Source organism: Pseudomonas sp. Ga0074129 (assembly GCA_001465025.1).
Lineage (GTDB): Bacteria > Pseudomonadota > Gammaproteobacteria > Pseudomonadales > Pseudomonadaceae > Aquipseudomonas.
Genome location: LNDO01000045.1, coordinates 1 through 18,296, shown reverse-complemented (window position 1 = coordinate 18,296; position 18,296 = coordinate 1). Strand labels below are relative to the sequence as shown.

The window sequence follows — 18,296 nt, the reverse complement described above, 5'->3', positions numbered from 1 at the left end:
CTCCTTGGTTAGCGGTTAAAAACCCGTGGTCGGAATAAAATCGACGTCCGTTTTTGGCTCGGCGCGCATCAACGCAGCAATTACCTGATCCAACGTCCGCCCTTCGAACAAAATGGCATGCAGACCTGCCACCAAAGGCATGTAGATCTGTAAATCCTCTGCTTTTGACTTCAATACTTTGATCGTGTTCACCCCTTCCGCCACTTCACCCAAACGGGCCACGGCATCATCCAGGCTCAAGCCCTCACCCAAGGCGAAACCGACCTGATAATTGCGGCTCTTGGACGACGAACAGGTGACGATCAGATCGCCCACCCCAGCCAACCCCAGGAAAGTCATCGGATTAGCGCCCAGCCTGACGGCAAAGCGCGTCATTTCGGCCAGCGCACGGGTGATCAGCATGCTTTTGGTGTTTTCGCCCATGCCCATGGCGGCCGCCATCCCGGCGATGATGGCGTAGACGTTCTTCAGCGCGCCGCCCAACTCGACACCAAAACGATCCGCACTGGCGTAAACCCGGAAGGTTCGACCGTGCAAAGCGGCCTGAACACGTTGGCAGAGTTCTTCATCTTCACTGGCAACCACAGAGGCGGTCAGCGCGTGCTCGGCCACCTCACGGGCCAGATTAGGCCCGGATAACACGCCAATTCGCGCCTGTGGGGCTATGTCTTCAAGAATCTGGCTCATCAGCATAAAGCTCTTCGCCTCGATCCCCTTGGTCGTGCTCACCAACAGTTTGCCGGTCAATAAATGTGCAACCGGCTGTAAAGCCTGACGCAAAGCGCTGGAGGGCAGCGCGACAAAGATCAGCTGACTGGCAGCCAGGGTTGCCGCCAGATCAGTGACAGGCTCAACGCCAAGATGAATCTTGATGCCTTTGAGGTAACGCGGATTTTCCCGCGTTTGCCGAATCGCCTCGGCCTGATCGGGGTCGCGCATCCAATGCAGGACGCGCTGGCCATTTTCGGCAAGCAGGTTCGCAATTGCAGTGCCGAAGCTACCGCCGCCGAGCACAGCAATGGGGGGCTGATCAGTCATAACGTATCCGTGGTGAGCCATTTAAAATGGCGAATTGCTCGCATTATACGGCGCGCTTATCGCGCAGCCAGTTTTTAGCGCGTCTGCCAACGCTGGCAAAGTGCAGCCGCTCGGTTAACATGCGGGCTTTAGACGCCTACAAGGTTGTGGTGTGATCGAAAACTGCCAACCCCGACTCCAAGCCGGCGCCGCCGATGGATCGCACAAACAGGGCCGCCTGCTGACGGCAAAGCCTCAGCATCAAGGCAGGTACCTCCAATGATTCTGCGCCGTGGCTGGAACATTCATACCCGCACACAGCTGATCAGTGTAGGCCCGGCTTTATTGCTGACCTTACTGCTCACCGGCTTTTTCACCTTCGCCCGCCTGCAGGATTTGCGACAAGAACTCAATCACTATGGTCAGCTGATTGCCAACCAGTTAGCCCCAGCCAGCACCTACGGGGTGATTTCCGGCAACACTGACGTGCTCGACGCGCTGCTGCAAGCCACGCTCAAAACGCCCCACGTGCGCTTTCTGGAGGTGCGTGACCGCAACGGCAAAATCTTGGTGTATGTAGAACAAACACCGGATACCGGCCATGCCAGCAGCCAGGTCGAAATCTTCCAAGCACCCATCCAGCGGCCCAACATTGCTCTTGGGCAAACGCTCCACGACGGTGATGTTGAATCAGCCAATGCGCTGGGCTCGGTGGTGGTTGGCATGTCCAACGACGCCTTCAACACGCGACAACAGGAAATTCTCCTCAAAGCTGCACTGCTCGCCTTATTAGCCCTGGCTTTAACATTTTTCCTGGCCCGCCGCCTGGCCCGCCACCTGTCTCAGCCGTTGAGTGAAATGGGTAGAGCCGTTAGCGCCATTCAGGCCGGGAACTACCAAACCACGCTGCCTGAGATCGGCGAAGGAGAACTGCAGGCTCTGGCTCGCCACATTAATAACCTCGCCCAAGGCCTCGCCAGCGCCAGCGCCGAACAGCAGCGGGCCATGGCGCAATTGATTCAGGCACGCGAACAATCAGAGCTGGCCAACCGTGCTAAATCAGATTTCCTGGCCATGATGAGCCACGAACTGCGCACACCCATGAATGGCGTGCTGGGCATGTTGCAGCTACTCGAAACCACTGAGATGACTCAAGAGCAGGTCGAGTACGCCGCGTTGGCAACTGAGTCCACAGAACACCTGCTCAAGGTTATCAATGACATTCTCGACTTCTCACGCATTGAGCGCGGCGCACTGGAGCTGGAGCGCATTCCCTTTAGCCTGCTGGACCTGCTGCACAACTCCATTCAGGTGTTCCAACACAGCGCCCAGCAGCGTGGTTTGCAGCTCAAACTAGAGGTTCAAAACGGCTTGGATCAGCTGCAGGTGCAAGGTGACCCGACGCGCATCCGACAAATTCTGGTCAATTTGATTGGCAACGCCATCAAGTTCACCGAATCGGGCACCATCCGCGTCCACTCCACATGGCAAGCACTGGATGATCAGGTGCTGTGGTTCAGCTGCGCGGTCCACGACAGCGGTTTTGGTATTGCGCCTGAGCGTCTGGAACATATGTTTGATGCGTTCCAGCAGGCAGACACGTCTATTTCAAGACGTTACGGCGGCACAGGGCTGGGCTTGCCGATTGCGCGCACACTGGCCGAACGCATGGGCGGCACCCTGCGGGCCGCGAGTCAGGAAGGACAAGGTTCAATTTTCACCTTAGAAATCCCCCTGCCATTTTCCCAACAAACCGTCGAAGTCGACAGCAACAGCGCCCACCTTACGCAAAGTGGCCATGGTCAATCGGTGTTGCTGGTTGAAGATAACCCGGTCAACCAGACGGTGATCGAAGCCATGCTACGCAGCCTCGGCTACCAGGTCAGCCTGGTGGGCGATGGCGCGCAGGCGGTGTATCACGCCAAACGTCATAGCTATGCCGCCATTCTGATGGATTGCCGCCTACCGGTTATGGACGGCTATGAAGCCACCCGGCAAATCCGCTGCCTGCCAGCATGCGCCGACGTGCCAATCATTGCCCTCACGGCAAACGCCTTACAGGGCGACCGTGAAGCTTGCTTAGAGGCTGGCATGAATGACTACCTGGCCAAACCCTTTAAACGTGCCGATTTGCAGCACATATTGCAGCGCTGGATAGGCCCTCGACCTTTGACGGGTGGCCAAGACGCATGAACTGCTGCAGGCTGAGCACCTTGCTGGCGGTGACAGCTCAACAAGCGCGGAGTACAACTGTACTCACAAGGCTGTGACTTTCACCACAACGCAACAGTCTACGACTAGGCTGCTGGCGCACGCACAGATTGCGTGGCCGGCCAGGACGATTCGCCCAGCCTTGGCGCATGGGATATTTTGAGGAGCTCGCATGACCAAACAAAACGCCTTCACCCGGGAAGATCTGTTGCGCTGCAGCCGTGGCGAACTATTCGGCCCAGGTAATGCGCAACTGCCCGCGCCGAATATGCTAATGATCGATCGCATCACGCATATCAGCGACACCGGTGGCAAATACGGCAAGGGCGAAATTGTCGCTGAGCTCGATATCACCCCAGACCTGTGGTTTTTTGCTTGCCACTTTGAAGGCGACCCGGTGATGCCAGGCTGCTTGGGCCTAGACGCCATGTGGCAGCTGGTCGGCTTTCACCTCGGCTGGCAAGGCAATCCCGGCCGTGGCCGCGCGCTGGGTTCGGGTGAAGTGAAATTCTTTGGTCAGGTGCTGCCAACCGCCAAAAAAGTCACGTACAACATCCACATTAAACGCACCATCGCCCGCTCCCTGGTGCTGGCGATTGCCGATGGCAGCGTCAGCGTTGATGGTCGCGAGATATACAGCGCAGAAGGCCTGCGCGTTGGTCTGTTCACCTCTACCGACAGTTTCTAAAGGACTTATCGCATGCGTCGCGTCGTGATTACCGGCCTGGGTATCGTTTCTTGCCTGGGCAATGACAAAGAAACCGTCTCTGCCAACCTGCGCGCTGGCCGTCCCGGTATCCGTTTCAACCCTCAGTACGCTGAAATGGGCCTGCGCAGCCAGGTTTCCGGCTCAATTGACCTGAATCTGGAAGAACTGATCGACCGTAAGGTTTATCGCTTTATGGGTGACGCGGCGGCGTACGCTTACCTGTCGATGGAGCAGGCCGTCAAAGACGCGGGCCTGAGTGCTGAAGAAATCTCCAACCCGCGTATCGGCCTGATTGCCGGTTCGGGCGGCGCATCCACCTTTAACCAGATGGAAGCCATGGACATCCTGCGCGAGAAAGGCGTCAAGCGTGTGGGGCCGTATCGCGTACCGCGCACCATGGGCAGCACCGTTTCCGCCTGCCTGGCCACGCCGTTCAAAATCAAGGGTGTGAACTACTCGATCTCTTCAGCCTGCGCCACCAGCGCCCACTGCATTGGCAATGCCGTTGAGCAGATCCAGTTGGGCAAGCAAGACATCGTGTTTGCCGGTGGCGGTGAAGAAGAACATTGGAGCCAAAGCTTCCTGTTCGACGCCATGGGCGCCCTCTCCACCCAGTACAACGAAACCCCAGAAAAGGCCTCACGTGCCTACGACGCCAAGCGTGATGGCTTTGTCATCGCGGGCGGTGGCGGCATGGTGGTGGTTGAAGAGCTTGAGCACGCGCTCAAGCGCGGCGCGAAAATTTACGCTGAAATCGTCGGCTACGGGGCCACCTCCGATGGCTACGACATGGTCGCCCCGAGCGGTGAAGGCGCAGTACGTTGCATGCAACAAGCGCTGGCCACTGTCGACACGCCTATCGACTACCTGAACACCCACGGCACCTCGACGCCAGTCGGCGATCTTGCCGAAAGCCGCGCGGTACGCGAAGTGTTTGGCGATAAGGCACCGGCCATCAGCTCGACCAAGAGCCTGTCTGGCCACTCGCTGGGCGCTGCAGGCGTGCAGGAAGCCATCTACTGCATGCTGATGATGGAAGGCAATTTCATTGCCGGCTCGGTCAACATTGACGAAGTCGACCCAGAAATTGCCGATCTGCCGATTCAACGTACAACCCTTGAGAACGCTAAAATCGACACCGTTATGAGCAACAGCTTTGGCTTTGGTGGCACCAACGCCACCCTCGTGCTCAAGCGCTGGGCTGGCCAGTAAGCCACTGCCGAGCAATTAGTTCTGAGTAACAAGAAGGCCGCCCTTGAGGCGGCCTTCTTGTTTGTGTCTCCGACACATAGCGGATGTCAGGTATTGAAGCGCGAAACCAGACTGTTTAACGCAACAGCCAGACGCGACAACTCCTGACTGGCAGCACTGCTCTGATTCGCACCGGCTGAAGACTGCATCGACAGGTCGCGGATATTCACCAGGTTGCGATCCACTTCGCGGGCCACTTGGGCCTGTTCTTCAGAGGCGCTGGCAATCACCAAGTTGCGCTCATTGATCTGCGAAATGGCCGCCGCAATCTCATCCAGCGCCTGCCCTGCCGCCTTGGCCACATCAAGGGTCGAGCGCGCCCTGCTGTTGCTGCTCTGCATGGCATTTACAGCTTTGTCTGTGCCTTGCTGAATACCACTGATCATCTGCTCGATTTCACGGGTGGACTGCTGCGTACGATGCGCCAGCGCGCGAACCTCATCGGCCACCACTGCAAAGCCGCGCCCCGCGTCACCCGCGCGCGCGGCCTCAATAGCCGCATTGAGGGCCAGCAAGTTGGTTTGTTCGGCAATCGAGCGAATCACATCAAGCACCTTACTGATGTCGCGCACCTGACCGGCCAGTTGCTCAACCTCAGAGGCTGTGTGGGTTACGTCATCGGCCAGGTGGCTGATCGAATCCACCGTCTGCCGCACTTGCTCACGCCCATGCTGAGCAGTCCGGTTGGAGGCTTGCGTGGCCTCGGAGGTGCTCACCGCATTACGCGCAACTTCCTCTACCGCACTGGTCATTTGATTGACCGCCGTAGCCGCCTGCTCAATTTCGTTATTTTGCTGATGCAGGCCGCGGGTCGAATCCTCGGTCACCGCGCTCAACTCCTCGGAAGCCGAGGCCAATTGGGTTGAAGAATCCGAAATGCTCTGCACAGTAGTGCGCAGGCTCTGCTGCATGCTGCGCAGTGCATGAAGCAGTTGCGCCGGTTCGTCTTCGCCAACAACCGTAAAATTCTGGGTTAAATTGCCAGAAGCAATTACCTGCGCCACTTCAACGGCCTCATACAGCGGCCTGACAATGCTACGCGTCAGCACAATGGCCAGAATTGTGGTGGCCAACAACGCCGCACCGATCAGCACAAGCACCAAGATAATTGCGTTTTCATAGACCGCACCGCTCAAATCAGCGGCATCCGTCGCGCCCTGTTTACTGAAGTGAGTCAGGTCGATCAACAATTTAGCCATGTCAGCGTCATATTTATTCATTTCGCCGCTGACAACGGCGATAGCTGAATCAATGTCATCTTGTGCGGAGAACTGCATGACTTTGACTTGCTCGGCCATATACGCACTCTGAGCAGCTTTGAAACGCTCGTAGACTAAACGCTCTTCATCAAGGCTGATCAGACCTTCGTATTCCTTCTGCGCCTTAGCCAAATTATTTTTGAGCTCATTTAGCAAAGATTCATTTTGCTCAACCATTGCCGCATCACGTATCACAACAAGACGCAAAGTCGCCGCCCTGATGCGCAAGATGTTTTGCCCGATGTCGTTAAGTGCCTTGACGCTTGGCAGCCAATTACCTTTGACCTCTGCAGCCGCGCTGTTCATGTGCTTCATCTGCTGCAGAGAAAAACCACCCACCAATGCAACCAGTAAAGCCAAAACTGCAAAACCTAAACTGGCTCGCGTAGCAATTTTCATAGTTCTCAAAAACATGGCAGATATCCTGATGATCTAAGGGCAGCGCGGTAGCTGGCAGGCCGCATGGTGTGGGGATTAACAAATCGCTGATCGGGCAATCCCCCTATCAGACTAGTTTATCGACCGTTTGCTTGCCCTCTTGAGTGAACGCAACCTGATAAACCCAGCCAAGGGCAGGCTCATTGAGCGTTTAGTATACGCATGCCAATACTTCACGCCTAACGCAAAAGGCCCGATCGCTTGCGCGGCCGGGCCTTCGGGTGGAGAGCGATGCTCAGCGAACGACGAAACGCTGCTCCAACAGTTTGCGATCATCCTGGAAGACCATAAAGTGCCATTCGCCTGGCACGACTTCATGCGCTTCGCTGAATTCAAAGGCCATAACATCTTGCGGCGCGTCGGGCACCAGTTTCTGCGTGACGACAAACTTGTCGTGGCGTTTGCCATCAGGTGTGATCACACCAGGGGTGAGATACAGAAGCGTCAACGGTACATCATCAGCGACCTTGCCAGCCAGGCTATAACGCATGCCGAATTTAGTACCCAGCTTGGCGGGAATCACCTCGGTTTGCTCGATGGACTGGTTGCTGCGCGTCAATACACGCTCACCGGCCTGGAAGTCCTGATAGTCGCTGACAAAAATGCCATGTTCGACCGCGCCCTGAACGCGCACCTCGGCTTGCGCCAGCCCACTAATCAACACACATGCGGCCAACGCACTTAAACGGAAAAATTGCATGATTCGCTCCTCGTTGAGATCGCGCGAGCCTATGACATCTGCATGACAGGGCCATGACAACCCAATTGGATCCCCATCCTGCACGCACCTGATGCGACCTCAAATGTGGCAAATAGCCTAAGCAACCACGCAAAAAGCACCAGAATGGCGCGCCTTAATTCCAGCGCCAATGACATGGCGCACCATTGCCTGTGATGGCATTTGGCTTGCAGTGAAGCCTTTAGACCCATAAAGGAATTCATCATGCTTCAGTTATTGCGCTCAACGCCTCGCAAAAACACGGACGACGCTGCGCTTGATGCGCTGTTCAATCAACTCGACCTAACAACACGCCTGAGCGACAACTATCGCTGGATGACACGCCTTAACGACTTCAGTAACGGCCTGCACCAACGAATCCGCACCACGCTCGGAGCAGCCGTCGGGATTGCCTCCCACGCACCCCAACTGGCCCGCATCGCCGCCGCCAATCAGCAGAGTGGCCAGACCCTGGCGCAAACTTCAGAGCTGATCGCCAGCGCCAGCGAACAGGTCACAACCACCCTCGACAAAGAACTGGTGCCCGGTGCTGCCGAAGTGGCAACGCTGGCCGCTCAGGTCACCTCAACCCTGCATGGCTGCCAACAAAGCGGCCAGGCGGTGTTGCAACAGGTGGACGTGATCGGTGCCAGCGAGCAGCAGCTTGAACGGGTTATTCAACAACTCACCGGGCAACTTGAAGAAGTCAGCAAAGTGATTGGCGTGATCGCCAGTATTTCCCAGCAAACCAATCTACTGGCGCTTAACGCGGCAATTGAAGCCGCCCGCGCCGGTGAACATGGCCGAGGCTTTGCGGTGGTTGCCGAAGAAGTGCGGCGTTTGGCTGGACATACCACGGATGCCACCACTCAGGTCAGCGGCATCATCGAGCGTTTTCGCAGCGGCATGCAGCAACTCACCGAAGCGGGTAGCCACATGCATCGCGCTGTCGCGGATGGACGAGTCGGCATGCTCGATGTTGACAACGGGCTGGCTCGCACCCGTGAGGCCATGGATCGACTGGACAACCGGGTGGGCCAGATCGCCGAAGGCACACAGCAAATCGGCCTGGCCGTGCGTTCGATTAACGGGGATGTGCAAAACATTGCTCAGGTAGCCAGTGAGTTGCTTGGCAAGGCCAGCGCTGTGTTGCTGCATAGCCAGGCGGTGCGCGAAGACGGTGACCGCCTGTTGGCCGGCTTGGGTGATTTTCGCCTGGAAATTCACCACGCCGTGCAGCGCAGTGTTGAACAACTGGTGCTCCAATCCAGCATGACAGGCGACATCGCACTGGCTGAGCGGGCATTACGCCAGACCCTGCAACGCGATGCGCGTTTTGAGTTGTTTTATCTGGTCGACAGCAGCGGCATACAAGTTTCCGAAAACATCTTCGCCGCCGACCTGCAGCACAGCGAAACAGCTAGCTGTAAAGGTCGCAACTGGCAGCAACGGCCTTGGTTCAGAGCCGTCGCAGATACCCTCAGCAGCCATATCACCCAGGTCTATCGCTCATCGGCAACGGATGATTTTTGCTTTACCGTCTCGGTGCCGATTCTCGATGCACGCGGACAATTGATTAGAGTACTCGGCGCGGATGTCCGCCTCAGCGCACTGCTTTAAGCAAGGCTATGCAAAACGCCAAGCCCGCCACTTGTAGGGTGGCGGGCTTGCGGTAAGGTTGAAGGCTATAAGCAAGGAAGGCCAAAAGACTTGCCTTTCACTTAGTCCGCAAAAACCTCACTCAACAACCCATCCATCGCTTTAAACGCGCGGGCAGCCGCCACGGGGTGATAGGCGTTAACCCCCACCACATTGGCCGCCGGATTAGTGAACGAATGCACCGCGCCGCCGTAACTGATCAGTTGCCAATCGACCTTGGCTGCTTTCATTTCGGCCATAAACCCATCCACCTGTTCTTGCGGAACCAGCGGATCATCAGCGCCGTGTAGCACCAGAATGGGGGCCTTGATATTCAGCGCATCACTCGGCTGGGGTGTATCCAGGTTGCCGTGGAAGGCAACAAAGCCTTTTAAATCAGCCCCCGAGCGCGCCAGTTCAAGCACCGTACCGCCGCCAAAACAAAAGCCGATCGCGCCGAGCTTGCTCGTGTCCAGGGCCACCTGCCCCGCTTGCGCCTTAAAAACGTCTACGGCTGCCTGGGCCCGTTTGCGCATTAGCGGCCTGTCGCTGCGCACAAAGGTGGCCGCTGCTTTGGCCTCGTCGGCGTTGCTTGGGCGAATGCCTTTGCCGTACATGTCTGCCATAAATACGACGTATTGATCGCCCGCAGCACGCGCCGCCTTTTGCGCCGACTGTTCGTTAACCCCCATCCAGTTAGGCACCATCAACACACCGGGGCGTGGTGACCGCATCGTCATAAATCAACAGGCCTTCAAAGGCTTCACCATCGATCTCATAAGGCACGGGTTTGACCACCACAGCCGCCTCGGCCAAGCCAACCAGCCCGAGCATGGCCAGGGGTAAAAGTGATTTTTTCATTGACCTGAATACCTCTTGATTAAGCAGCCTTCGACATCAGTGCTGGATTAGGACACGCGAAAAAAAGCCCGCTTGCGCGGGCTTAGTTGTTTAACACAGATATCAGGCTGAGAGTTCAACCAGCAGCTTATTCAAACGCTGCACATAAGCAGCTGGGTCTTTCAGGTTATCACCGGCGGCCAATGCGGCTTGGTCGAAGAGGATATGGCTGAGGTCGGCAAAGCGGTCTTCGTCAGCCTCGGCGTCAAGCTTCTCGATCAGCGGGTGGCTTGGGTTGAATTCAAAAATCGGCTTGGAATCCGGCACCTTCTGCCCGCTGGCTTCGAGAATCTGGCGCATTTGCAGGCCCAGGTCTTGCTCGCCAATGGCCAGAATCGCCGGTGAGTCGGTCAGGCGATGCGACACGCGCACCTCAGCCACCTGCTCACCCAGCGCAGTTTTCAGACGCTCAACCAGACCTTCTTTGGCTTTGGCGACTTCTTCCTGGGCTTTTTTGTCTTCTTCCGAATCCAGCTTGCCAAGGTCCAGATCACCACGGGCCACGTCAACGAACTGCTTGCCGTCGAACTCGGTCAAGTAGCTCATCAGCCACTCATCGATACGGTCGGTGAGCAGCAGCACTTCGATGCCTTTCTTGCGGAACACTTCCAGGTGCGGGCTGTTTTTAACCTGCGCGTAGGATTCGCCTGTCAGGTAATACACCTTGTCCTGACCTTCGGCCATGCGCGCAATGTACTCGCCCAGGCCAACGCTCTGCTCGCCATCTTCAGTGCGGGTAGAGGCAAAGCGCAGCAGACCGGCAATCTTCTCCTTGTTGGCGAAGTCTTCCGCTGGGCCTTCCTTGAGCACCTGGCCGAAGTTCTTCCAGAAGCCCTTGTATTGCTCAGGCTCGTTCTTCGCCAGTTTCTCCAGCATGTCCAGCACGCGCTTGGTCAGTGCCGACTTCATCGAATCGATAATCGGGTCTTTCTGCAGAATCTCGCGCGACACGTTCAGCGACAGGTCGTTGGAGTCGACCACACCTTTGATAAAGCGCAGGTACAGCGGCAGGAAGGACTCAGCCTGATCCATCACAAATACGCGCTGCACGTAGAGTTTCAGGCCGCGCGGTGCTTCACGCTGATACAGGTCAAACGGTGCGCGGGCCGGCACATACAGCAGCGAGGTGTATTCCAGCTTGCCTTCGACCTTGTTGTGGCTCCAGCTCAGCGGGTTCTCGAAATCGTGGCCGATGTGCTTGTAGAACTCCTGGTATTCCTCGTCCTTGATCTCGGTACGCGGACGGGTCCACAGGGCGCTGGCGCGGTTGACGGTTTCCCACTCAACTTCCGCTGGCTTGTCCTTCTCTTCGCCATGGAACTCTTTCGGCAATTCGATCGGCAGGGCGATGTGATCGGAATATTTTTTGATGATGTTGCGCAGACGCCAGCCATCGGCGAACTCGTCTTCGGCTGCTTTCAGGTGCAGGACAATACGGGTGCCGCGCTCGGCTTTTTCAACGGTGGCAACTTCAAACTCGCCCTCGCCTTTGCTCGACCAGTGCACGCCTTCGCTGGCCGGGCTACCGGCGCGGCGGCTGTACACATCAACCTTGTCTGCGACGATAAAGGCCGAGTAAAAGCCCACACCGAACTGGCCGATCAGATGCGAGTCCTTTTTCTGGTCGCCGGTCAGGTGCTGCATAAAGTCAGCGGTGCCGGACTTGGCGATAGTGCCCAGATGAGCAATAGCCTCATCTCGGCTCATGCCGATACCGTTATCTTCGAGAGTGACGGTCTTGGCGTCTTTGTCGAAGCTGACGCGGATTTTCAGCTCAGCGCCACCTTCGAGCAGCTCGGGCTTGGCCAGTGCTTCAAAGCGCAGCTTGTCGGTGGCATCCGAGGCGTTGGAAATCAGCTCACGCAGGAAGATTTCTTTGTTCGAATACAGCGAATGGATCATCAGGTGCAGCAGTTGCTTCACCTCGGTCTGGAAGCCCAGGGTTTCTTTTTGAGTTTCCACACTCATGCTCTCTTACTCCACGTTGTTGACGAAGCCGCAATGCGGCGGGTGTCATCAAGGTGGGGGCATGTGTGTGAATTTCAAGCCCCGGCGCTGTCGGCATTTGCCCGCGCGAGCCACGCCGCAGCGGCAACAGCCGGCTAAGGTTCCAGCAACTCAATCCGCGTGACTTCCTCAGGACGCAGGCTGTAACTGACCTCGCCCTGAGCACTCATGCGCTGACGCAGAATGATCCGACCCTCTGCATCGACGCCCTGGAAACGCCCCTCTGCACTATTACCCCGCTCGGTGAGTGCACGCATATTGAGGTTTTGGTATCGGTTGGGGTTGCGCAACAGACCTTCGAGGCTGAAGCGTATGCGGCGATCAAGGGGGCGGCTGACGCGTTCGGGCGCAACCTCGGCATCAGCTGTTTTAGCGATCACTGACGGTGTCACGGCGACGCTGGGCAACGGCGGGAAAGAGTCAGCTGCAACCTGCCAACCGCGGGTATCGTGCTTGCTCAGCATAATCGGTAAGCGTTGCTTCTCTCCGTTGATCTGCGCCTCTACATCCAGATCAATGCTCAGTAAGGGAAAGTTGAGATTAGCGATGGGGGAAACCTGTACACGCCGCGTTGCAAAGCGCCGTTCGAGGTAATCCTGAATCACGTGAGTGATGGTATCTACGGAGTCGACATGCCGATCTATTTTGCCATCGCGATAACGCAAGCCATTGCTGAATAACTCCACCCGGCCACTGAGAGTAGTTTTGAACTGCGCAGGCAATACGAGGTGGAAATCACCCACATATTTATTGGGTTCCACTGGCTCTAGATCAAGATGCAGGGTGTAACCACGGCTCAAGCGTCGCGCTTCGGGCAGCTCCTGCTCGGGCAACAGCCAACTGATTTCCACTTCGGGTAAGCGCCCTTCATCAGTGGGCAGCACATCGACCCTAACCGGCCCTGTACTGGGCGCCGGCAGGCGAATGACCAGTTCACTCTGGGCAAAGAAATCCTGGCCTTCGCGCAAACTCAGTACACCATCGAGTAACTCGCCCTGCTGCGGCGCAAAAGGCCGTCCGCTGAGCACGCCACGTAGATCAATCGCCAACTCAGCGCGGGTCTGCGCTTCTGGCTTGAGCCACTTGAGGCTAAAAATTGCCTCAAGCCGTTGCGAGTCATGACTGGCCATCAGGGTTAAGCCAACAATCAGCGGGATAAACCCAAGCCCCACCAGAGCCACAGCGGGCCTTGCGCTGCGCCAATGACGCAGCATGTAGAGCAGAGTAAATGGCGGAATAAAACTGGCCCACCCCCACAGGAGGCCGGTGGCAAATGCCCGCATCACCAGCCATACCAACCCGGCCAGTATCAGCAGCAAGCCTCCCAGTATCATCAGCGCATCCATGGGCATCCTTAAGCGATGGTTAATTGAGCGTTAAGCGGCAAAGCCTCTCACTATCAAGGCTCATCGACCTTGAAGTGCGCACGCGCGGTGGCAATCGGCTCCGTCTGAGTGGTCTGCCAGGCGGTAATCGCCACGTTGGCCACTCGTCGCCCCTGACGCCACACCTGGCACTGCACGAAGGTGTCACGATAATGACCGGCGCGTAGGTAATCTATCGAGAAGTCGATGATTTTCGGCAAATGTGGAATACCCATGAACATGAGCAAGTGCAACATGGCCGAGTGTTCCATAAAGCCAGCGATCACTCCGCCATGCAAAGCGGGCAACATCGGGTTGCCGATACAGTCTTTATTGGCGGGCAGGCGGAATACCATGTCATCGCCCAAACGCAGACACTCGATGCCAAGCAATTTGGCATAGGGAATCAGGCTGATCAGCGGGTCATAGTTGTTCTGCTCATGAGCGTCACGCACCAGTTGATTAAGGTCGAACGTACTCATTGGCCAGCCCCTTTCGCAGCAGCGTGCAGGTCAGTTGGTTTGCCCATGCGCATAAAGGCACCCACCACATGTGCAATTGGCTCTTCGGGGTTGTCCTGATAAGCATAACCACGGGTAAAGATGATGTTCTCAGTCACCCTGTAGCACTCGGCAAAACCAAAGACATCCTTGTTCGGCTCAGCGGGCCGCATGTAATCAATGCGCAGGTCCAACGTCGGGCAAATCTCAAACTCGGGGAGCACGCATACGGTGGAAATACCACAGGTGGTGTCCATCAACGTGGTGATCGCGCCACCGTGAATCACACCGGTTTCAGGATTACCCACAATTTGCAGGCTATAGGGCAGGCGCAGAATGAGCCCCTCAGGCTTGGCGCTATGCACCCCTATGCCCAGCACCTGGCAATGGCGCAACACCGAAAGAAAACGCTGCGCGCGCTCGAAAATCGGGGAATCACTCATGATTTAAACCCTAAAACAACACTACAAAGGGCGTGCATCATACTCGCTGGATACATTTACGACATCTTGGCCCATCCATCCACGGCGTGCGCTAGGGAACTTAACGGCCAGAAAACTGTTTAATAGAGACGCATGAGAAACCATGCCCTGACTATTACTCACAAGGAGTTACAACCGTGCAAAAGCCCTTTACCTATGCCCTGCTGCTTGCTGCCATGCTCGGCCTGGCTGCATGTGAGAAGACCCCGGAAGATAAAGTTGAGTCAGCCAAAGAGTCTGCTGCCGAGGCGGTTGAGTCGATGGGCGATGCGATTGAAGAAAGTGGCGAAGCCATTGAGCAAAAAGCCAATGAACTGACCGGCAATGAGCCGACCACTGGCGAGCAGATAGAAGATGCCGCCGATGATGCAGGCGATGCGATCAAGCAAGCGGGCGATGAAATTAAAGATGCAGTCGACGCTCAGTAAGCGCTAAACGCAGACAAACAGGCCCACGCAAGTGGGCCTGTTCATTTATAGCGCCCTAACACGGGGGCTATTCAAAGCACCGGCGTCAGCATCAGCAGCAGGCTACACAGCAGCCCGATCACCCACACCACGCTGCGCTGCCAGTGCAAATCAGCCCAATAAAAGATCAGATACAACACCCGAGCGATCACGAAGGTCACGGCCAACGTATCGACCAAACTGCCATGGTTGTTGCTCACATGGGCCATTAACACCCCGGCCGCAAACAGTGGGAATGCCTCAAAGCTGTTCAGGTGCGCCGCCAGCGCACGCGCGCCAAAGCCTGTTAAGCGCGCTTGCTGGGCACGCGGATGACGGTTGTCGTACTGCCCCTCGCCTTCTTTGACCATGGCTTTAGCCACAGGCGCCTTGGCCACAAAAATCAGCAATGCACTTATAAAAATGCACCAAAAGGCAATGCTCATTCATTTTTCTCCTTGGGTGGGTCAAAAGTAGGTGTCTGGGTGTAGACCATGACTTCCAGCACATCCGAGTGAAACTCTCGCCGGTACAACACAAGCACAACCCCCGTACTTACCATCATGAAAAACCAGGGATTGATAAACCAGGCCAAGGTCGCCATACCAAAATAATAGGCGCGCAGCCCTTGGTTAAACTGGTTAGCCGCCATCGAGATCACCCGTGCCGTGCGCTCAGCAAATGCTTTGCGCTCCTGCTCGGTAACATGCCGCTCACCAATCATTGGTGCAGAGCCCACCAACACGGCGGCAAAGTTGTATTGACGCATGCACCAGCTGAACGTGAAGAAGGCATAAACAAATACCACCCCCAGGCACAACAACTTCACCTCAGACATCTCACGGCTGGCAGCCTGCACAAAAGGTAAATCGGCCAGCAATGAAACCGCACGATCAGATGCGCCTAACACCGTCAGAATACCGGCCAAGATGATCAGCGTGCTGGAAGCAAAAAATGAGGCGTTGCGCTCCAGATTGCCGATCACATTCGCGTCGGCAATGCGGTTATCGCGCAGCAGCATGCGGCGCATCCAATCCTCTCGGTAAAGATGCAGCACACTGGCCAAACAGGGCGTGGTGCGACCTTTGGCCTGCGCATAACGGGTGTATCCCACCCAGCAAATAACAAACCAGACAACGGCTAGCAAATGGGGCAAGTAGTAGTCGTTAAATGACATGGAAGCTCCTTGTTAACTCGCGCCGATTATAGACAGGGCTGGCTTTCAGTTGGCCAACAAAAAGGCCGCTCAGTGAGCGGCCTCTTAGAATCAGCAAGCGTGTCAGACCAATGCTTTTTCTGGCACAGACAATAGGCGATCAACGCAGGCTGCGAGAGCTAACGTCAGGAGCACAGGTATTAGCCAGCCCAGACTCTGATCAGCCATCGGCAAGGCACTGAAGAACGATGGGATAAGTTCACTGCCACCGGCAGCAGCAATGCCATCAACTACACCGAAAACCAGCGCCACTGCCATTACAGGACGGAACACCCGTGCCGATGAACGCCAAAAGTCGTCCAGCAAGCTCAGAGCGACCAAAACAATTGCCAGCGGGTAGAGGCCGACCAGAACCGGAATGGAAAAACTGATCAGTTGCGTCAGCCCCTGATTAGCCACCACCAAGCTAAACAAACCAAAGACCAGCACAACTATTCGGTAGGGCACACCCAGCAGACCGCTGAAATACTCACCGCAAGCCGTAAGCAAACCAACAGCCGTGGTCAGGCACGCCAGCGTAATCACCACCGCTAACAACAAGCTGCCAGGTGTGCCAAACGTGTGCTGTACATAGGCCGTGAGAATTTGCACACCGTTTTGCGCTTCACCGGCAATCCCCTGGCTGGTAGCCCCCAAGTAAAAGAGCGCCAGGTAGACCAGTGACAAACCAACCGCAGCGATCAGTCCCGCGATGACCGAGTAGCGAGTCACCAACTTGCTGTCGGTTATGCCGTGGTCACGAATGGCCGTGGCGATCACGATGCCAAAAACCAGTGCACCAAGGGTATCCATGGTCAAGTAACCCTGCAGAAAACCCTGCACGAAGGGCGTGTCTTGGTAGTCCGCTGACGTTTGACCTATCTCACCAGCAGGCATCAGCAGTGCAGCACCTCCCAACACCAGCAGCGCCGCCAACAGCACAGGCGTAATGAACTTACCGATACGGTCGACCAACTGGCCAGGATTCAGGGACAAAAACAGCACGGCCGCAAAATAAGCCAATGAGTACAACAGCAAAGCAGTGCTGGAATTGCCAGTGAACGGCGCAACGCCCATTTCAAATGACACCACCGCTGTGCGAGGCGTCGCAAACAGTGGGCCGATTGCCAGATAAACCGCAACCGCAAACAGCATGCCGGCGTGCTTACCCAACGGCGCAGTCAAACGATCCATGCCTCCGCCAACCCGGGCTAACGCCACGATGGTCAATAACGGGAGGCCAACGCCTGTCAGAAGAAATCCCAACGCCGCCAGGCCGATATTTTCGCCTGCAGCCATACCCGCACTGGGGGGGAAGATGATGTTACCGGCGCCCAAAAACAGCGCAAAAGTCATAAAGCCTAGAGCCAGAATATCCAGTCGTTGTAACGCTTTCATTTAGAGCAGTACCAAAGCAGGAAGTCAGAAAGATGCTGTGTTACCCGACTCATGATCAGGACAAGCTGGCTGCGGGGTCACAGGCCACTCACACTGGCGCGAAAACCCTTTTTGAGAGCGCGCCGAACAAGGTGCGCACCTTAATGGAATGCCCGAAAGGCAGCGACTCATGCTGGTCAGTGCGTCGTGACAGCGCGCCTACGTGTCGCATTTATGTAAATTGGGTCAACCCGGCAAAGGACATTAGGATTGAACTGCTCAATTCGTTGGCAAAACTGGCGTGAGCGATCACGAATGCTGAGTGCCGCTGTTTGGGTTTGCTCGGGTAAGCGATGTTCGTTGGGAGCACACAAAGACCGAGCAGTTCATCGGTAAGCGTCCGGCCAACCCGTCTTGCACCAGGCGACCTATCTAGGGAGTTGTCGACGCAAAACTGGGCTTCCCTCGCCAAACAAGCGCAGGTATTGCGCGAATGTAGATCAGCTCACCTACCAACTCGACCAACGTCTGTGTGATTACCGCTGCGGCAGCAAGCCCTCGAATATCTTCAGGCAATGCTAAAGCCAGAGGCAGAACAACCAGGGAGTTTCGAGTTGATGAGCTAAAGGTTACTGCTCGTGCTGTCGTGGCTGGCAGTTTGGCAACTCCTGATGCCAGCGCTCCCATTAGGGATGCTCTGAAGTAGCCCTGTATTTCCGGCCGACTTCAGCTCTTGCCGATTTTAAAAGCGGCGATTCGACCAAAACCGATCAAGTCATCCGTT

15 protein-coding genes and 2 pseudogenes are annotated in these 18,296 nt (G+C 56.3%); 5 read left to right on the top strand and 12 right to left on the bottom strand.

From position 1 onward, the window contains the following. Window positions 1-15: 15 nt before the first annotated feature. The gene (locus AUK77_RS03305; RefSeq protein WP_296126068.1) at window positions 16-1,038 is read right to left on the bottom strand and encodes an NAD(P)H-dependent glycerol-3-phosphate dehydrogenase; all 1,023 of its coding nucleotides are present in this window, start codon (window positions 1,036-1,038) and stop codon (window positions 16-18) included. A 258-nt stretch (window positions 1,039-1,296) separates the two neighbouring features. On the opposite strand from AUK77_RS03305, the gene AUK77_RS03300 reads away from it, so the two are divergent. The 3 genes from AUK77_RS03300 to fabB all read left to right on the top strand — a co-directional run bounded on the left by AUK77_RS03300 (window position 1,297) and on the right by fabB (window position 5,149). Beyond that, entirely contained in the window at window positions 1,297-3,210 is a 1,914-nt protein-coding gene (locus AUK77_RS03300; protein WP_296126066.1) for an ATP-binding protein, read from the top strand. Window positions 3,211-3,400: 190 nt separating this feature from the next. Next, complete coding sequence (fabA, locus tag AUK77_RS03295) at window positions 3,401-3,916, top strand: 3-hydroxyacyl-[acyl-carrier-protein] dehydratase FabA (RefSeq protein ID WP_296126063.1); 516 nt, start codon at window positions 3,401-3,403, stop codon at window positions 3,914-3,916. A gap of 12 nt (window positions 3,917-3,928) precedes the next feature. Next, window positions 3,929-5,149, top strand: a complete 1,221-nt coding sequence (fabB, locus tag AUK77_RS03290; protein ID WP_296126060.1) for a beta-ketoacyl-ACP synthase I — start codon at window positions 3,929-3,931, stop codon at window positions 5,147-5,149. An 86-nt stretch (window positions 5,150-5,235) separates the two neighbouring features. On the opposite strand, the gene AUK77_RS03285 is transcribed toward fabB, so the two are convergent. Both AUK77_RS03285 and AUK77_RS03280 read right to left on the bottom strand, forming a co-directional pair. Next, window positions 5,236-6,861 carry a methyl-accepting chemotaxis protein gene (locus AUK77_RS03285; protein WP_296126058.1) on the bottom strand — a complete coding sequence of 542 codons (1,626 nt, stop codon included), beginning with the start codon at window positions 6,859-6,861 and terminating at the stop codon, window positions 5,236-5,238. A 259-nt stretch (window positions 6,862-7,120) separates the two neighbouring features. Next, on the bottom strand, window positions 7,121-7,585 hold the full coding sequence (locus AUK77_RS03280) for a DUF3859 domain-containing protein (protein ID WP_296126055.1): 465 nt from the start codon (window positions 7,583-7,585) through the stop codon (window positions 7,121-7,123). 243 nt (window positions 7,586-7,828) lie between these two features. Here AUK77_RS03280 and AUK77_RS03275 point away from each other — a divergent pair, with 243 nt between their 5' ends. Beyond that, window positions 7,829-9,223, top strand: a complete 1,395-nt coding sequence (locus AUK77_RS03275) for a methyl-accepting chemotaxis protein (protein ID WP_296126053.1) — start codon at window positions 7,829-7,831, stop codon at window positions 9,221-9,223. A gap of 101 nt (window positions 9,224-9,324) precedes the next feature. Here the strand turns inward: AUK77_RS03275 and AUK77_RS03270 are convergent. The 5 genes and pseudogenes from AUK77_RS03270 to AUK77_RS03250 form a co-directional block, all read right to left on the bottom strand. Continuing rightward, a pseudogene (locus AUK77_RS03270) lies at window positions 9,325-10,102 on the bottom strand (dienelactone hydrolase family protein). Between the two features lie 102 nt (window positions 10,103-10,204). After that, window positions 10,205-12,109 carry a molecular chaperone HtpG gene (gene htpG, locus AUK77_RS03265; protein WP_296126050.1) on the bottom strand — a complete coding sequence of 635 codons (1,905 nt, stop codon included), beginning with the start codon at window positions 12,107-12,109 and terminating at the stop codon, window positions 10,205-10,207. Between the two features lie 134 nt (window positions 12,110-12,243). Next, window positions 12,244-13,494 carry an MFS transporter gene (locus AUK77_RS03260; protein ID WP_296126048.1) on the bottom strand — a complete coding sequence of 417 codons (1,251 nt, stop codon included), beginning with the start codon at window positions 13,492-13,494 and terminating at the stop codon, window positions 12,244-12,246. A 53-nt stretch (window positions 13,495-13,547) separates the two neighbouring features. Next, window positions 13,548-13,994: a PaaI family thioesterase gene (locus AUK77_RS03255; RefSeq protein ID WP_296126045.1), complete on the bottom strand. Its 447-nt coding sequence runs from the start codon at window positions 13,992-13,994 to the stop codon at window positions 13,548-13,550. Beyond that, entirely contained in the window at window positions 13,991-14,455 is a 465-nt protein-coding gene (locus tag AUK77_RS03250; RefSeq protein WP_296126043.1) for a PaaI family thioesterase, read from the bottom strand. The genes AUK77_RS03255 and AUK77_RS03250 overlap by 4 nt, the downstream gene beginning before the upstream one ends. 176 nt (window positions 14,456-14,631) lie before the next feature. Here AUK77_RS03250 and AUK77_RS03245 point away from each other — a divergent pair, with 176 nt between their 5' ends. Continuing rightward, window positions 14,632-14,922 carry a hypothetical protein gene (locus AUK77_RS03245; protein WP_296126042.1) on the top strand — a complete coding sequence of 97 codons (291 nt, stop codon included), beginning with the start codon at window positions 14,632-14,634 and terminating at the stop codon, window positions 14,920-14,922. Window positions 14,923-14,993: 71 nt separating this feature from the next. Here AUK77_RS03245 and AUK77_RS03240 read toward each other — a convergent pair whose 3' ends face one another. The 4 genes and pseudogenes from AUK77_RS03240 to AUK77_RS03225 form a co-directional block, all read right to left on the bottom strand. Beyond that, a complete protein-coding gene (locus tag AUK77_RS03240; protein ID WP_296126040.1) occupies window positions 14,994-15,386 on the bottom strand; it encodes an MAPEG family protein in 393 nt (130 codons plus the stop codon). After that, window positions 15,383-16,117 carry a DUF599 family protein gene (locus AUK77_RS03235; RefSeq protein WP_296126038.1) on the bottom strand — a complete coding sequence of 245 codons (735 nt, stop codon included), beginning with the start codon at window positions 16,115-16,117 and terminating at the stop codon, window positions 15,383-15,385. The genes AUK77_RS03240 and AUK77_RS03235 overlap by 4 nt, the downstream gene beginning before the upstream one ends. A 102-nt stretch (window positions 16,118-16,219) precedes the next feature. Beyond that, window positions 16,220-17,533, bottom strand: coding sequence for a branched-chain amino acid transport system II carrier protein (brnQ, locus tag AUK77_RS03230; RefSeq protein WP_296126037.1), 1,314 nt, complete (start codon window positions 17,531-17,533; stop codon window positions 16,220-16,222). Between the two features lie 411 nt (window positions 17,534-17,944). Beyond that, a pseudogene (locus AUK77_RS03225) lies at window positions 17,945-18,202 on the bottom strand (arsenic resistance protein); the annotation flags it as partial. Window positions 18,203-18,296: the final 94 nt, after the last annotated feature.

What these genes read in the sequence shown, in the direction of transcription:
- AUK77_RS03305 (WP_296126068.1), bottom strand. Translation starts at nt 1,038, where the DNA reads ATGACTGATCAGCCCCCCATTGCTGTGCTCGGCGGCGGTAGCTTCGGC.
- AUK77_RS03300 (WP_296126066.1), top strand. Translation starts at nt 1,297, where the DNA reads ATGATTCTGCGCCGTGGCTGGAACATTCATACCCGCACACAGCTGATC.
- fabA (WP_296126063.1), top strand. Translation starts at nt 3,401, where the DNA reads ATGACCAAACAAAACGCCTTCACCCGGGAAGATCTGTTGCGCTGCAGC.
- fabB (WP_296126060.1), top strand. Translation starts at nt 3,929, where the DNA reads ATGCGTCGCGTCGTGATTACCGGCCTGGGTATCGTTTCTTGCCTGGGC.
- AUK77_RS03285 (WP_296126058.1), bottom strand. Translation starts at nt 6,861, where the DNA reads ATGTTTTTGAGAACTATGAAAATTGCTACGCGAGCCAGTTTAGGTTTT.
- AUK77_RS03280 (WP_296126055.1), bottom strand. Translation starts at nt 7,585, where the DNA reads ATGCAATTTTTCCGTTTAAGTGCGTTGGCCGCATGTGTGTTGATTAGT.
- AUK77_RS03275 (WP_296126053.1), top strand. Translation starts at nt 7,829, where the DNA reads ATGCTTCAGTTATTGCGCTCAACGCCTCGCAAAAACACGGACGACGCT.
- htpG (WP_296126050.1), bottom strand. Translation starts at nt 12,109, where the DNA reads ATGAGTGTGGAAACTCAAAAAGAAACCCTGGGCTTCCAGACCGAGGTG.
- AUK77_RS03260 (WP_296126048.1), bottom strand. Translation starts at nt 13,494, where the DNA reads ATGGATGCGCTGATGATACTGGGAGGCTTGCTGCTGATACTGGCCGGG.
- AUK77_RS03255 (WP_296126045.1), bottom strand. Translation starts at nt 13,994, where the DNA reads ATGAGTACGTTCGACCTTAATCAACTGGTGCGTGACGCTCATGAGCAG.
- AUK77_RS03250 (WP_296126043.1), bottom strand. Translation starts at nt 14,455, where the DNA reads ATGAGTGATTCCCCGATTTTCGAGCGCGCGCAGCGTTTTCTTTCGGTG.
- AUK77_RS03240 (WP_296126040.1), bottom strand. Translation starts at nt 15,386, where the DNA reads ATGAGCATTGCCTTTTGGTGCATTTTTATAAGTGCATTGCTGATTTTT.
- AUK77_RS03235 (WP_296126038.1), bottom strand. Translation starts at nt 16,117, where the DNA reads ATGTCATTTAACGACTACTACTTGCCCCATTTGCTAGCCGTTGTCTGG.
- brnQ (WP_296126037.1), bottom strand. Translation starts at nt 17,533, where the DNA reads ATGAAAGCGTTACAACGACTGGATATTCTGGCTCTAGGCTTTATGACT.